This is a genomic window from Affinibrenneria salicis (assembly GCF_008710095.1).
Genome location: NZ_VYKJ01000006.1, coordinates 269,685 through 282,161 on the forward strand (window position 1 = coordinate 269,685; position 12,477 = coordinate 282,161).

Sequence of the window (12,477 nt, forward strand, 5' to 3'; positions counted from 1 at the left end):
GTGAGAGGTCTATTATGGGCAGTACCGGAAGCGTAAGTGCATGGGATGAAGCGTTATTAATTGCCGCCATTCAATATCCCGTTCCCGTGATTAAAGGACCGGCGGATATTCAGCTGCAGGTGGAGAAAATATGTAAAGCGGTCGACTCGACGAAAGCCGGCTATCCCGATCTGGATGTGATCGTCTTTCCTGAGTATTCAACCCAGGGGCTGAATACTAAAATCTGGACCTACGATGAAATGTTGCTGTCGCTGGATAGCCCGGAAATCGATTGTTTCCGCGCGGCCTGTCGGCGCAACGATCTCTGGGGGGTCTTTTCCCTGATGGAGCGGAATGAGGACCCGGCGCTGCCGCCGTATAACACGGCGATTATCATCGATAACCAGGGAGAAATCGCGCTGCATTACCGTAAGCTGCAGCCGTGGGTGCCGATTGAACCCTGGATGCCGGGCAACATGGGTATGCCGGTGTGCGACGGGCCGAAGGGATCGAAGCTGGCGGTGTGTATCTGTCATGACGGTATGTTCCCGGAATTGGCGCGCGAGGCGGCCTACAAGGGCTGCAACGTTTATATTCGGATCTCCGGCTACTCGACTCAGGTCAACGATCAGTGGATCTGGACCAACCGGACTAACGCCTGGCAGAACCTGATGTATACCGTGTCGGTTAACCTGGCCGGCTATGACGAAGTGTTCTACTACTTCGGCGAAGGCACCGTCTGCAACTATGACGGCAATGTGATCCAGCAAGGGCATCGCAACCCGTGGGAAATCGTTACCGCCGAACTATTCCCGCGGCTGGTGGATAAAGCGCGGGAAAACTGGGCGCTGGAGAACAATATCTTTAACCTGGGCTGCCGCGGCTATGTCGGTAAGCCGGGAGGCGAACGGGCCAACTACCTGACATGGGTACGCGATCTGGCTAACGGCGAATACCGCCTGCCGTGGGATGAAACCATCAAAGTGCGCGACGGCTGGAAGTACTATCCCGACGGCGTGAAGCTGGGACCGCTGCCGAAAAGCGACGAGTAAATGCCGGGCGAGCGCGGGCCGCGCAGGGCGCCGGTTGAGCGTCTGACGCAGACCGCGCGTCGCCATCCCGCCAGGCGGCGGCCCAACGCCGCCGGCCCCTGTCCGGCCCGGATAGCTCAGGCCGCAAGCCGCGCTTAACTCTGCGCCCGACAGACTCGTCATCCTTCAGATTGCCGGCGCGTCGGCTACGACCCATGGTCCGGCCGTCCCCGGCCTCACCCCTGCGGGGCCAATGCGCTGTGCAAAACAATCACGTTTTCCCGGCAGCCCGAATTATTTGGCGTCTGGATTGGCTCCCCGGCCGCTTAATGAGCTGAACTGCCGGCGGACCGTTCGCCTGCCGCCTGTCTCGATTTAAATATCTTTGCATCATCGCGCTACACTTCTCTTCCTCTGACTGAGTATGATGCCGAAAATTAACTTTATCCGATTGTTTTTAATCATTTTTATCTCATTTTATCGGCAGCCGCGCGTTATGTCCGGATCGAGAGTGAAGCATCAATGCGCGAAGCTATTTAGATTATGCAGACTGTAGCTTACTTGCAGAGAGCCGGCGGCCAGAATATGTGGCTGTATACTCTGCATCAAGGACTGTTCAGTGAGCGGTCGGCCGGCGGCGCGGCTAATATTCAGGGCGAACACGCTGAATTTATAGCGATGTGGTTTTTCATCGTTCCAGGGCGGACAGGGGCCTTTGTAGCCGCCGTACGGGCCGTTGCGCATAAATGCGGCGAAGCCGTTGGGCTGCCGTACGCCATAGCGGGTTTTAACTAAAGGCAGTCCCTGCGGCGCGCGCGCCGATCCCTCCACGCCGGCGGGAATGGCGTGCACTTCCGGCGGAATGTCGGTCAGCAGCCAGTGGGTAAAGGCGCGTCGCGCGGCGTTGGCCGGGATGATTCGCGCCGCTTGATTGATGTCGCTTAATTCCTGCGGTACGTCCAGATCCTGCATGATCAACAGCCACGATTTCGTGCCCTGCGGTCCGGCGCTCCAGCGCAGCGCGGGATTTTCTCCCGCTGCCGGCGAAATCTGCCGCGGGGCGGAGAGGCGGCAGGCGGCATAGCGCGCCGGCAGCTCCAGCGCCGGGTCGATATCGTCAGCCCATACCGTTAATGGTTGCGTCGCTGCGGCAGTAATGGAGAAAAAAAACGCCATGGCCGCGCTTATTTGTGCTGTCGTTAATCTGATCATCGTCGTCACCCTGTAAAGAACAGCGCTGATCTTATCAGCGGACGCGCTGCTGCCGACGCACAGAAAAGATCGGTTTAGCGTACAACAACGCTCATTTTAACGGCGAGCTGTCGAGGTAGCGCTGCAGTTGCTGTCTGAATCGCCTGACGGATCGATAGCCGGCGGCGAGCGCGACGTCATGCATCGCCATGCCTTCGTCCTTTAGCATGATCATGGCCTGCGACATGCGCTCTTCCGTCAGCAGGACGCGTATGCCGGCGCCTTCGCGCATCAGTTTGCGCCGCAGGGTGGCGTTGCTCATGCCGAGTTCCGCCGCGAGAGCATCCAGCGTCCAGTTTTGCTCCGGATGCCAGCGAAAAAGCAGACGCACCGTTTCGGTTATGCTGGCGCTGCGGTTGACGGGGCGCAACGGCAGCGCTTTTTTCATGTCCAGAATGAGCAGCACTTCCATCACGCGATGTTCGATTAAGGTTGCGGGCAGCGCCGGATCGGTGATTCCCTCTGCGGCATGATGGACGGCCTGAATCAGCGGGGTATCGAGAGGCACGGACAGTCGGTGGGTATAGGGCGTTGCCTGCCACTCTGGGTGTGCGCGAAAAGTATGGGTAATCAGCCGCTGCGGGAACCGAATGAAAATCGCCCGATAGACGCCGCTGCGGGCATCCGGCGCGTTAACGACATCGCCGCGCCAGCCGGCGGGCAAAGCCAACGCGGTATGCGCCGGGAAGGTCATATTGCGCCCCATCGTCACCAGCTGCTTGGCGCCTTCCAGAATCACGACCAGGGAGGGCTGGCGCAGAACCACATCGGCGATGCGTTCTTTGCTGTGGGTCACGAAGGAGAACAGCGCCGCGCCTTCCTCCGCGATGTGGCGCGCGCCGTCCGGCCGGTTATCCTGGCGGACGAAGTCCGTTAAACGCGTTATGGCGTCGGTTTGGTTGTGCAAAATGGCCTCACAGAGTATTTTAAGCGCCGGCACTCTATCATAAACGCGTTGCGCGTATATCGCGCCCTCCCGGCGTGAGGGATATACGCGTCGCGGTGAAGACAAGGAACGGTGGCAATGGCAGCCTGGGAAGAAGTTGCAGCACATAAAGAAACAAAAGGTTTTTTCTCGATGTTCGCGTTGATGGTGTTATTGAGTTTCGTTCCTTTATTTTTACCGAATCAGCAACGGTTGTATCAACTGGGTTTAATGTTCCCGCTTTTATTTATCATCGAATTTAGCGTGATTATGCCGCTGTATTTTTATTTCTTTAGAAAAAAAGAGGGGCTCGGTAAAGGTCGTTTTAATGCGCGGCTGTTTTGTCTGTTGCTGGTTACGATTCTTGCTATACAGTTTATTCTGCCGACGCTATTGGGCATAACGAAAAGCGAAGGCTGGATGAGAGATCAGGTTTCGCTGCACGGCTGGATATTCATTCTTTCACAGTTTCTGCTGATTGTTATTGTCCCTGTCTATGAAGAGGTGGTCTTCAGGGGATTCCTGTACGGGGCGTTAAAAGCATGGTTCGCCAATAATGTCTGGTGGGCCGCGATTGTCTCTTCCATCATGTTTACTCTGCTACATACGCAATATACCGATTTTCGAACGTTAGCGATTTTGTTCCTGGTTGCGCTGTGTTTCACTGTCGCGCGGGTTAAATCAAACGGTTTGTTGATGCCCATTGCGCTGCATATCACTATGAACGGTCTGGTGTTCGGCATGATGATCGCGATAACGCACTATCGCGCATAGCGGCGCTGCATCCGGGAAGCCATCCCGGCAGCGCCTGCGCGCGCGTGACATATTCCTGACACAGTGGGGCGCTATCTTTAGCCCGTTACTACGGGGGCGATAGTGTTTCCTGACCGATCAGGAGGACGTATGGGCTGTGTCAGTAATATCGTTATCGTGCATGGACTTTCATCAACGCCGCGTCATCACTGGTTTCCGTGGTTACGACAACAGTGCGAAAACCTCGATACCCGCGTGATTATCCCTAAAATGCCGATGCCGCGCGCGCCCTGTGCGGATAAATGGCTGGCGCAATTGAACGAGACGATTGAAGCGCCGAATGAAAATACGTGGTTTATCGGGCATAGCCTCGGCTGTATTACCATTCTGCGCTATTTATCCTCTTTGCATGAACGGCAAAAAGTCGGCGGTGTCATTCTGGTTTCCGGTTTTTTCCAGCGGGTCGAACAATATCCCGAGGTTAACGCGTTTACCGAAGCGAAAATTAACTTTGCCCTGTTGCGCAAAATAATCAGACACCGTATTACCATCTTGTCGTCCAACGATACGGTGGTGGCGCCTCACCACACGGTTAACTTACGCGAACAGCTGGATGCGGAGCTTTATCAGTTCGCCGGCTGCGGCCATTTTCTCGACTGCGACGGTTTTCATCAGTTTCCGGCGTTACATAACATACTGCGGGATTATCTGAACTGATGCCGCCGTTCAGCGGCGCCGTCCGGCCGGCGTCATGCGTCCGCCGCCGCTGACCACCGCGATAAAGATACCGCCGAGAATCAGCGCCGCGCCCAGCAGTTTACTGGCGTTGAGCGGGTCGCCCATGATCGCCGCGCCCATCAGAAGCGCCAGCGCCGGGCTGAGCAGCGAATAGGGCATGATGAGGTTGACCGGGTACTTCTTCAGCAGCCAATACCACAGCGAGTAGGCCATCAGGGAAGAACCGAGCGCGCTGTACAGTACCCCGAGCCAGCCGCGCCAGCCCGCCGTCAGCAGCAGCGAGATCTGATTATGCTCAAACAGCAGGGAGCTGACGGCGACAAACGGGATGGAAAACAGCGATACCCAGCCGCTCAGCGTCAGCGGCGCAATGGGCGGCGCGCGTTTGATCAGGATATTGCTGCAGGCCCAGCCGGCGGCGCTGGTCAGCAAAAACAGCAGGCCGCGCCAGGAAAACAGCGTCGGGCTGCCGGCCATCACCGCCACCCCGGCGAACGCCAGCGCGATGCCGGCGACCTGGCGCGTCGACAGCGGTTCTTTCAGCCATAGCGCGGCCAGCAGCATCGCCATTGGCGTGCCCATCTGCACCAGCAACGCGGCGCTGCCGGCGTCGGTGTAGCGCATGCCCAGCGCCAGCAGCGCAAAGTGAATAAAGCCGAAGGTAAACGCCAGCAGCCACACCAGCCCGCACTGACGGCGCTGGAGCCGGGTAAACGGCACCAGCACGGCCGCAACGATAATAAAGCGCAGCATCATCATCAGCAGCGGCGGCAGTTCCATCAGGCCGAACTTCATCGCCACCACATTAAACGCCCAGCCCGACACCACCAGCAGCAACAGCAGAAAATGGCGGCCGGCCACTTACGCCTGTTCCCGCGCCAGGGGGGGCAGGCGCCGGTGGTAATCGCTGTCCTGCTGAAAATGGATCGCCAGATCCAGCAGCCGATGCTCCGCGCCGTCGGCGCCGATCAGCTGCATGCCGATCGGCAGGCCGTCGGCGTCGAAACCGGCGGGCAGGCTGAGCGCCGGCAGCCCCGCCAGACTGGCCAGGCAGGTGAAGTGCATGTTGCCGGTCAGCACGCTCTCTTCCTGCTCGCCGATGCGGATCCGCGCCTGTCCTTTACGCGGCGCGGTAAACGGCAGGGTCGGAGTGAGGATGACGTCTACCTGGTCGAAACTGCTCAGCAACTGTTGCCGCAGCACGCTGCGGTAGCGCTGAGCCTGCAGGTATTCAAGCGCGCTCAGTCCGTTGCCGGCCTGCAGCAGGAGGCGTACGTCCTCGCCGTATTCCTCGCTGCGCGCCGCTATCCACGGCGCGTGGATAGCGCTGGGCTCGGCGACATTGATCACGACCTGCGCGTTGACCGCCTGTTCCAGCCCGCTCAACGGCAGGTTGCAACAGCGTGCGCCGGCGGCGGCGAACCACGCCAGCAGCGCCTCGTACGCCCTGGCCACCGCCGGCTGCACCGCGCCGCAGTAATCCTCCAGCAGCCCGATGCGTAGCCCGGCCAGCGGCGATAGCGCCGGCGGATGCGGCTCGCCGGCCAGCGTCGCGTATACCTGCGCGCAGTCCTCGGCGTAGGCCGCCAGCGGACCGGCGGTATCCATACTCCAGGCCAACGGGAAAATACCGTCGGTATCGATGCGGCCGATGCCGGGGCGCAGGCCGGTGACGCCGTTCATCGACGCCGGCAGCCGCACCGATCCTCCGGTGTCGGTGCCCAGCGTGGCCAGCGCGCTGCGCACCGCCGCCGCCGCGCCTGAACCGCCGCTGGAGCCGGCCGGGATCCGTTCGCTGTCCCAGGCGTTGCCGGTGGCGCCGTAGTGCGGATTATCGGTGGTGCCGCCCCAGGCGAACTCATGCATATTGGTGGTGCCGATAATCAGCGCGCCGGCGCGTTTCAGCCGCCGCACCACCGCAGAATCGGCCGTTGCCTGCTGACCGGCCAACAGGCGGCTGCCGGCGTGCATTTCTTCGCCGGCGAGAGCGATATTCGCCTTGATCGCCAGCGGCATGCCGTGCAGCGGACCCAGATCGTAGCCGTTTTCCAGCAGGCTCTGGCAGGCGATGGCCAGTCGCCGGGCGCGCTCGGCGAACAGCTGGTTGAAGGCGTTGAGTGCGCGGGTCTGCGCTTCACGCTGCAGGCAGGCCTCCAGCAGTTCGGGAAAACTGAGCCGGCCGGCGCGTATGCGCCGTCCGGCCTCGCACATCGACAGACGCAGAATTTCGTTCATCGCCGCGTCTCCGGCGCGCTTCCGGCCACCGGGCGCAGCGGCGTCAGGCGCACCGTCACCGGCGGGACGTCCGCGCCAAAGGTGGCGGCGGCGAACGCGCACAGCGACTCGGCCCGCGCGGCGCAGTCCGCCAGCACCGGCAGCAGCGCCTGCTGCTGCGCGGGCGTCAGCGCCCCGGCCAGACTCAACCGGTGGGAGAGTGATTTATTCATTGCAGGTCTCCTGTCTGGCCGGGGTTCACTGCGCCGCGTCGATCGCTTCTTTCGCGCGCGTCGCCAGATCGACATTGACGTTGTTTTCATACGACGTCGCCGGCGACGGGTAGGCTTTGATATTTTTCGCGTACAGCGCAATGTTCATATTGTTGTCCCAGGCGGCTTTAGACACCAGCGCGTGATCCGGGTAGCCCTTCGCGTCGATGCCGCGCTGCACCGCCTGGCGCACCAGATCCGGCGGCAGGTTGGGGAAATATTTGCAGGCGATCTCCACCGCGCGATCGACGTTGGCGTAAATGAAGCGCGATGCCTGCTCGAACGCGGTGACCACGCCCTGCGCCGCCTGCGGATGGCTATCGATATACGCCTGCGTGGTGGTCAGGCTGGAAAAAGCGAACGGATACCAGTCTCTGTTGGCCGAGAACGAGTAAACCGCGTGCAGGCCGTTTTGCCGTTCGGCCATGGTCACTTGCGGTTCCGCCGCCAGCGCGTAATCCGCCCGGCCGGCCGCCACCGCCGGGATCTCGTTGCCGATGGCCACATGCACCAGCCGGACGTCGCTCAGCTTCTGCTGTTTGATCAGGTAGCTCATAAAGGCCCAGGTGGTATCCGGCTGGGGGCTGGTGACCACCCGTTTGCCGGACAGCAGCCCCAGGTTATCCTGCAGCGAGGCGGGATCCTTGCCGAAGATAAAGATGGTGGGCGCATTCTGCACGCTGGCCACCACCACGCCGCCGCCGCCGTTTTCGCGCGATTTGGGCACGAAGACCGGGTCCTGGATGGAAAAGTCGGCCGAGCCGCCGAACACCGCGGCCCATGACTGCGCGCCGCCGCCGCCGGTGCTGATTTTGACTGCAACGCCCTGTTGCTTAAAGAACCCTTGTTCTTGCGCCACATATAGCGGCAGGTAGAGCAGCGACTGGAAAGCCTGATTGATGCGCACCGGCGTTTCCGCCGCCAGACTGATGCCGGATACCAGAGAACTAAACAGCGCCGCCAGCAGCGCGGCGCGCTTTACGGTTAACGTTTTCATGTCATTTCCTGTCCCACGAGAGAATTAAGCGTTCTGACAACGCCACCAGACTGTTGAAAATCAACATCATCACCATCACCAGCACGATGCCCGCCAGGACAATATTCATGCCGAAATTGGAACTGCCCAGCAGGATCATGTGGCCGACGCCGCTGTCTGAAGAGATGTATTCGCCGACGATCGCGCCCACCAGGGCAAAACCGACGTTCAGCCGCAGACCGGACAGCACCCACAGCATGGCGGACGGCACCACCAGCTTGCAAAAAATGGTGCCGCGCCCGGCGTCAAACGATCGCAGCAGGTTAATCAGATCCGGGTCGGTGCGCATCGCGCCCTTGTAGGAGGTGGTCAGCGAGACGACCACGCAGGAAAAGGCGACAATCACCACCTTCGACAGCATGTCGGTGCCGAACCAGATGATGGTAATCGGCGCGATGGCCAGCACCGGAATGGCGCCGATGGCGGCGATAAAGGGCGCCGCCAGATCGGAGATAAAGCGCGAGTACCACAGCAGTAGCCCCAGCGCCGAACCGCCCAGCGCGCCGACCGCGAAGCCGATGACCGTTTCCAGCGTGGTGACCCGAATATCGACCCATAACTCGCCGGAATGAAAACGAGTCACCAGCACATCCCAGACCATCGACGGGCTGGCGAACAGGAACTGACTGATGCGGCCGTAGCGTACGCCGAGCTCCCAACTGGCCAGCAGGCCGGCGACGATGACGAACTGCAGGAACAGCAGCGTATAGCGGCGCGTCGCCGGCGAGCGAAAAAAGGCTTCGCGCGGACCGCGCGAGCGCGGCGCGGTGACTGTTTCACGTGGTAAAACCCTGTTCATGAGCGGCCTCGTCGGGAAATCAGGTCAGCAGCGCAGGTTCGCTGCCGATACTGCGCCAGATTTGTTCATAGTAGTCATTAAAGCGCGGCGACAGGCGTCGCTCCGGGATCGACAGGCTTTCGGTTTGCAGATCGATCGCAATCTCATGCACGATCTCGCCTGGCCGCGCCTTCATCACGTACACCCGATCGGAGAGCGTCACGGCCTCTTCGATATCGTGAGTAATGAAGATCACCGTTTTCTTTTGCTGTTTCACCACGCTGAGCAGTTCGCTTTCCAGCGCGATTTTGAGCGGATAGTCGAGCGCCTTGTAGGCTTCATCCATCAGGATGATTTCCGGGTTGGTCACCATGGTGCGCATCAGAGCCGCGCGTTGGCGCATACCGCCCGACAGCTGGGAAGGGTACTTATTTTCATAGCCCTGCATGTGGTAACGCTCAAACAGCTCGCCCGCCCGCCGGCGCGCCTCGCGTTTCGGCGTACCGCGCACCTCAAGACCGAGAATGACGTTCTCCATCACCGTGCGCCAGGGAAACAGCAGATCCTTCTGCAGCACATAACCCAATTCGGCTGAGGGGCTGCCGGTGGTTTCTCGCTCTTTGATCAGGATGTCGCCGTTATCCGGCGCCAGCAGGCCGGTAATGATATTAAACAGCGTCGATTTGCCGCAGCCGCTCGGGCCGACAAACGAAACGAACTCATTGGCGTGGGCGTGAAAATGCAAGTTATGCAGCGCGGTAAAGGTCGCGCCGCCGGCCGGGTAGCTTTTCCCGATGCCGATAGCCTGCAGTACTTTTTTTTTCATCGCGCGTCTCCCTGCGGATCGCTGTGTCGGCTCTGTACGGTCAGCACCGACGGTTCGGCGCTGACTGGCACATAGTCTTTCAGAAAGTGATAGCCGATATAACCCACGCTGCGCGCCCGTACGATCTCCGCCTGAATATCGACCGTCGCCAGCGCCAGGCCGGCCGCCGGCCCGGTATCCGCGACGATGCGGCCAAGCGGGTCGATAATCCGGCTATGGCCGTGATAGTGCAGATTGCCGTGCTGGCCGAACAGGTTGGATTCCACCATCCAGCACTGGTTTTCCAGCGCCCGCGTCCGGCCAAACAGGGTGTAGGCGTCCACCATCGCGTCCTCTTCTCCGTCGTTGCCGTCGCCGGCATAGCCCCAGGCGGTCGGCATAATCATGATGTCGGCGCCCTGCAGCGCCAGCTGGCGGGTGCTCTCCGGAAAGACCTTGTCGTAGCAGATCAACATGCCGATGCGCCCCAGCGGGGTATCGAACACCGGGAAGCGCCGGCCGGGATAGTAGACGTGTTTCTCATCGCCCGGCTGATGTACCTTGCGGTAACGGCCCAGCAGGCCCTGCGGACCGAGCAGCACGGCGGTGTTGAACAGTACCTCGGCCCGCACGGGGTGGCGCTCGGTCATGCCGATCACCGCGTATAGCCCGAGCTGACGCAGCAACGCGCCGATCCGCCGCAGGCTGGCGCTGTTGTCCACCACCTCGGCCTGAGCGAATTGCCAACTGACGTTATCGGCATTCCAGCTCAGGGTATCGGTGAGGTAACCTTGCAGAATCTGTTCAGGAAACACCACCAGCTGCGCGCCGTCGCGGGCGGCCTGGCTCAGGTAGTCGAGAATGTTGTCCAGATTGCGTTTTTTGTCGTAAAACGCCGGCATGGCGACCGTGGCGAGGATCAATGAACTCATAGTTACCTCTGCGAGGTGGGCATTAACGTTAAATTGAGGTTAAATTCTCTTTTAGGCAAATATATTTTTCTTATAATAAAAATATCGATAATATATGAAAATCCCGCAGGGACAGTGCGCCTCACTCAGACGATGAAGGGAAAGCATGAAGACGACGAAACAGCATGAAACCACCGGCCTCGGGTCGGCGTTGACCAACGAAAAGGATTTCGGCGCGCGCATTAAAGCGATCCGCATGGCGCGTAATTACACGCTGGATCAGTTGGCGGAGATGAGCACGGTCTCGATTTCCACGCTATCGAAGATAGAGAACGGCCAGGTGTCGGCGTCTTTCGATACCATTGCCAAAATTGCCGGCGCCTTTGACTATTCCCTCGCCGAGCTGTTTTCCGCGCGGCTGCCGGCGGCCGCGCCGGCGTCGCCCGGCGTGACCGGAAGGCGGACGTTTACCCGGGCCGGTAAGGGGCTGGTGTTCAGCAGCGCCTGGTATCGTTACGATGTGCACGCCACCGAGCTGCTGGCGAAGGGCATGATCCCGGTACTGATGGATATCAGGGCGCGCGAGGTGCCGCCGCGCGCCGACTGGTCGATGCACGAGGGGGAAGAGTTTATCTATGTGCTGGAGGGCTGCGTAATGCTGCATACTGCGTATTATGCGCCGCTGACGCTCAACCGGGGCGACAGCGCCTATATCGACAGCACCATGTCGCACGCGTTCGTCTCGCTGAGCGAGGGCGAGGCGCGACTGCTGTCCATCTGCCTGACGGAAGAGATCGATTTTTCCGATATGACCGTCGGCCGCGCGGCGGCGATGACGCGCGACGGCGCTTAGCGCTCGCCGCGGAACCAGGCCTCGCCCAGCGCATTGGGCAGTCTGGCGTGGCGGCCGAACAGCAGCAGCGCCAGCATCACGGCGGCGAAAGGCAACATCTGGATCACGTCGGTGGGAATATCGACGCCGGCGACCTGCAGCGCGGTGGTCAGCGACAGGCAGCAGCCGAACAGCGTCGCGCCGCCCAGCACCCACAGCGGGCGGCCGCGCGCCAGCATCGCCAGCACAATGCCGATAAAGCCGCTGCCGTTGGTCATAAACGGCACGAACAGGCCGGCGCCGACATTGGCCATATAGGCGCCGCCCAGTCCGGCCAGCAGGCCGGTGATCAGCACCGCCACGCTGCGGGTGCGCAGTACGTCGACGCCGGCCGAATCCAGCGCCGCCGGCTTATCGCCCGCCGCCTGCAGCCAGAGACCGAAATTGCTGTTGCGGTAAATCAGCGCCAGCAGCGCGACGGCGCCCAGCGACAGATAGACGATCGGCGGCTGGTTAAATAGCGCGCGGCCGACGACCGGGATATCCGCCAGCCCGGGAATCGGCAATGGTTCGATGCTGTTGAGGCGCGGGTAGGTGCGGCTGAACTGGAAGTGGTGCAGCAGCGCGGTCGCCCCCTCTGCGCCCAGCGTAAGCGCGATGCCAATCACAATCTGATTCAGACCCAGCCAGACGCAGCAGATCATCATCAGCGCCGCCACCAGCAGGCCGCCGCCGGCGCCGCCGATAAAGCCCAGCGCCGGCGAGTCGCTCTGCCACGCCACGTAAAAGCCGAGCCAGGCGCCGGTCAGCATCATTCCCTCCAGACCGATGTTCAGGACGCCGGCCTTTTCGGAAATCTGCTCGCCCAGACCGGCCAGCAGCAGAGGAATGCCCGACGCCACCACGCCGACCAACAGAGAGGTAAGAAACGCCTGGGTAAAGAGATCCATCG

At 60.8% G+C, this 12,477-nt stretch carries 14 protein-coding genes; 4 read left to right on the forward strand and 10 right to left on the reverse strand.

All coding sequences use genetic code 11. The features are described from left to right. Positions 1–14 precede the first annotated feature (14 nt). Entirely contained in the window at positions 15–1,031 is a 1,017-nt protein-coding gene (locus tag FJU30_RS13945; RefSeq protein WP_150435572.1) for a formamidase, read from the forward strand. Positions 1,032–1,529: 498 nt separating this feature from the next. Here FJU30_RS13945 and FJU30_RS13950 read toward each other — a convergent pair whose 3' ends face one another. Next, positions 1,530–2,222 carry a YbhB/YbcL family Raf kinase inhibitor-like protein gene (locus tag FJU30_RS13950; protein WP_150435573.1) on the reverse strand — a complete coding sequence of 231 codons (693 nt, stop codon included), beginning with the start codon at positions 2,220–2,222 and terminating at the stop codon, positions 1,530–1,532. A 91-nt stretch (positions 2,223–2,313) separates the two neighbouring features. Continuing rightward, positions 2,314–3,168, reverse strand: a complete 855-nt coding sequence (locus FJU30_RS13955; protein WP_223881583.1) for a helix-turn-helix domain-containing protein — start codon at positions 3,166–3,168, stop codon at positions 2,314–2,316. Positions 3,169–3,285: 117 nt separating this feature from the next. On the opposite strand from FJU30_RS13955, the gene FJU30_RS13960 reads away from it, so the two are divergent. Further along, positions 3,286–3,960, forward strand: coding sequence for a CPBP family intramembrane glutamic endopeptidase (locus FJU30_RS13960; protein WP_150435631.1), 675 nt, complete (start codon positions 3,286–3,288; stop codon positions 3,958–3,960). Positions 3,961–4,089: 129 nt separating this feature from the next. After that, positions 4,090–4,656, forward strand: a complete 567-nt coding sequence (locus FJU30_RS13965; protein WP_150435575.1) for an RBBP9/YdeN family alpha/beta hydrolase — start codon at positions 4,090–4,092, stop codon at positions 4,654–4,656. 9 nt (positions 4,657–4,665) lie between these two features. Here FJU30_RS13965 and FJU30_RS13970 read toward each other — a convergent pair whose 3' ends face one another. Genes FJU30_RS13970 through FJU30_RS14000 form a run of 7 tightly spaced genes read right to left on the reverse strand, consistent with a single transcriptional unit; the run spans position 4,666 to position 10,714 of the window. Beyond that, on the reverse strand, positions 4,666–5,538 hold the full coding sequence (locus tag FJU30_RS13970; RefSeq protein WP_150435576.1) for a DMT family transporter: 873 nt from the start codon (positions 5,536–5,538) through the stop codon (positions 4,666–4,668). Beyond that, on the reverse strand, positions 5,539–6,912 hold the full coding sequence (locus tag FJU30_RS13975) for an amidase (RefSeq protein ID WP_150435577.1): 1,374 nt from the start codon (positions 6,910–6,912) through the stop codon (positions 5,539–5,541). Beyond that, a complete protein-coding gene (locus FJU30_RS13980; protein ID WP_150435578.1) occupies positions 6,909–7,124 on the reverse strand; it encodes a hypothetical protein in 216 nt (71 codons plus the stop codon). Before FJU30_RS13980 ends, FJU30_RS13975 begins: the two co-directional genes overlap by 4 nt. Positions 7,125–7,149: 25 nt before the next feature. Beyond that, the gene (locus FJU30_RS13985; RefSeq protein ID WP_150435579.1) at positions 7,150–8,160 is read right to left on the reverse strand and encodes an ABC transporter substrate-binding protein; all 1,011 of its coding nucleotides are present in this window, start codon (positions 8,158–8,160) and stop codon (positions 7,150–7,152) included. A gap of 1 nt (position 8,161) precedes the next feature. Further along, the gene (locus tag FJU30_RS13990) at positions 8,162–8,998 is read right to left on the reverse strand and encodes an ABC transporter permease (RefSeq protein WP_150435580.1); all 837 of its coding nucleotides are present in this window, start codon (positions 8,996–8,998) and stop codon (positions 8,162–8,164) included. Between the two features lie 19 nt (positions 8,999–9,017). Beyond that, positions 9,018–9,803 carry an ABC transporter ATP-binding protein gene (locus tag FJU30_RS13995; protein WP_150435581.1) on the reverse strand — a complete coding sequence of 262 codons (786 nt, stop codon included), beginning with the start codon at positions 9,801–9,803 and terminating at the stop codon, positions 9,018–9,020. Continuing rightward, positions 9,800–10,714 (reverse strand): carbon-nitrogen hydrolase family protein, encoded by a 915-nt coding sequence (locus FJU30_RS14000; RefSeq protein WP_150435582.1) that lies wholly within the window; start codon positions 10,712–10,714, stop codon positions 9,800–9,802. Before FJU30_RS14000 ends, FJU30_RS13995 begins: the two co-directional genes overlap by 4 nt. Before the next feature lie 145 nt (positions 10,715–10,859). Here FJU30_RS14000 and FJU30_RS14005 point away from each other — a divergent pair, with 145 nt between their 5' ends. Continuing rightward, positions 10,860–11,546 carry a helix-turn-helix domain-containing protein gene (locus tag FJU30_RS14005; RefSeq protein ID WP_150435583.1) on the forward strand — a complete coding sequence of 229 codons (687 nt, stop codon included), beginning with the start codon at positions 10,860–10,862 and terminating at the stop codon, positions 11,544–11,546. Here FJU30_RS14005 and FJU30_RS14010 read toward each other — a convergent pair. Next, entirely contained in the window at positions 11,543–12,475 is a 933-nt protein-coding gene (locus FJU30_RS14010; RefSeq protein WP_150435584.1) for a putative B6 ABC transporter permease subunit 1, read from the reverse strand. The two genes, FJU30_RS14005 and FJU30_RS14010, sit on opposite strands and share 4 nt — an antisense overlap. Between the last annotated feature and the right edge of the window lie 2 nt (positions 12,476–12,477).

What these genes read in the sequence shown, in the direction of transcription:
- FJU30_RS13945 (WP_150435572.1), top strand. Translation starts at nt 15, where the DNA reads ATGGGCAGTACCGGAAGCGTAAGTGCATGGGATGAAGCGTTATTAATT.
- FJU30_RS13950 (WP_150435573.1), bottom strand. Translation starts at nt 2,222, where the DNA reads ATGATCAGATTAACGACAGCACAAATAAGCGCGGCCATGGCGTTTTTT.
- FJU30_RS13960 (WP_150435631.1), top strand. Translation starts at nt 3,286, where the DNA reads ATGGCAGCCTGGGAAGAAGTTGCAGCACATAAAGAAACAAAAGGTTTT.
- FJU30_RS13965 (WP_150435575.1), top strand. Translation starts at nt 4,090, where the DNA reads ATGGGCTGTGTCAGTAATATCGTTATCGTGCATGGACTTTCATCAACG.
- FJU30_RS13975 (WP_150435577.1), bottom strand. Translation starts at nt 6,912, where the DNA reads ATGAACGAAATTCTGCGTCTGTCGATGTGCGAGGCCGGACGGCGCATA.
- FJU30_RS13980 (WP_150435578.1), bottom strand. Translation starts at nt 7,124, where the DNA reads ATGAATAAATCACTCTCCCACCGGTTGAGTCTGGCCGGGGCGCTGACG.
- FJU30_RS13985 (WP_150435579.1), bottom strand. Translation starts at nt 8,160, where the DNA reads ATGAAAACGTTAACCGTAAAGCGCGCCGCGCTGCTGGCGGCGCTGTTT.
- FJU30_RS13990 (WP_150435580.1), bottom strand. Translation starts at nt 8,998, where the DNA reads ATGAACAGGGTTTTACCACGTGAAACAGTCACCGCGCCGCGCTCGCGC.
- FJU30_RS13995 (WP_150435581.1), bottom strand. Translation starts at nt 9,803, where the DNA reads ATGAAAAAAAAAGTACTGCAGGCTATCGGCATCGGGAAAAGCTACCCG.
- FJU30_RS14000 (WP_150435582.1), bottom strand. Translation starts at nt 10,714, where the DNA reads ATGAGTTCATTGATCCTCGCCACGGTCGCCATGCCGGCGTTTTACGAC.
- FJU30_RS14005 (WP_150435583.1), top strand. Translation starts at nt 10,860, where the DNA reads ATGAAGACGACGAAACAGCATGAAACCACCGGCCTCGGGTCGGCGTTG.
- FJU30_RS14010 (WP_150435584.1), bottom strand. Translation starts at nt 12,475, where the DNA reads ATGGATCTCTTTACCCAGGCGTTTCTTACCTCTCTGTTGGTCGGCGTG.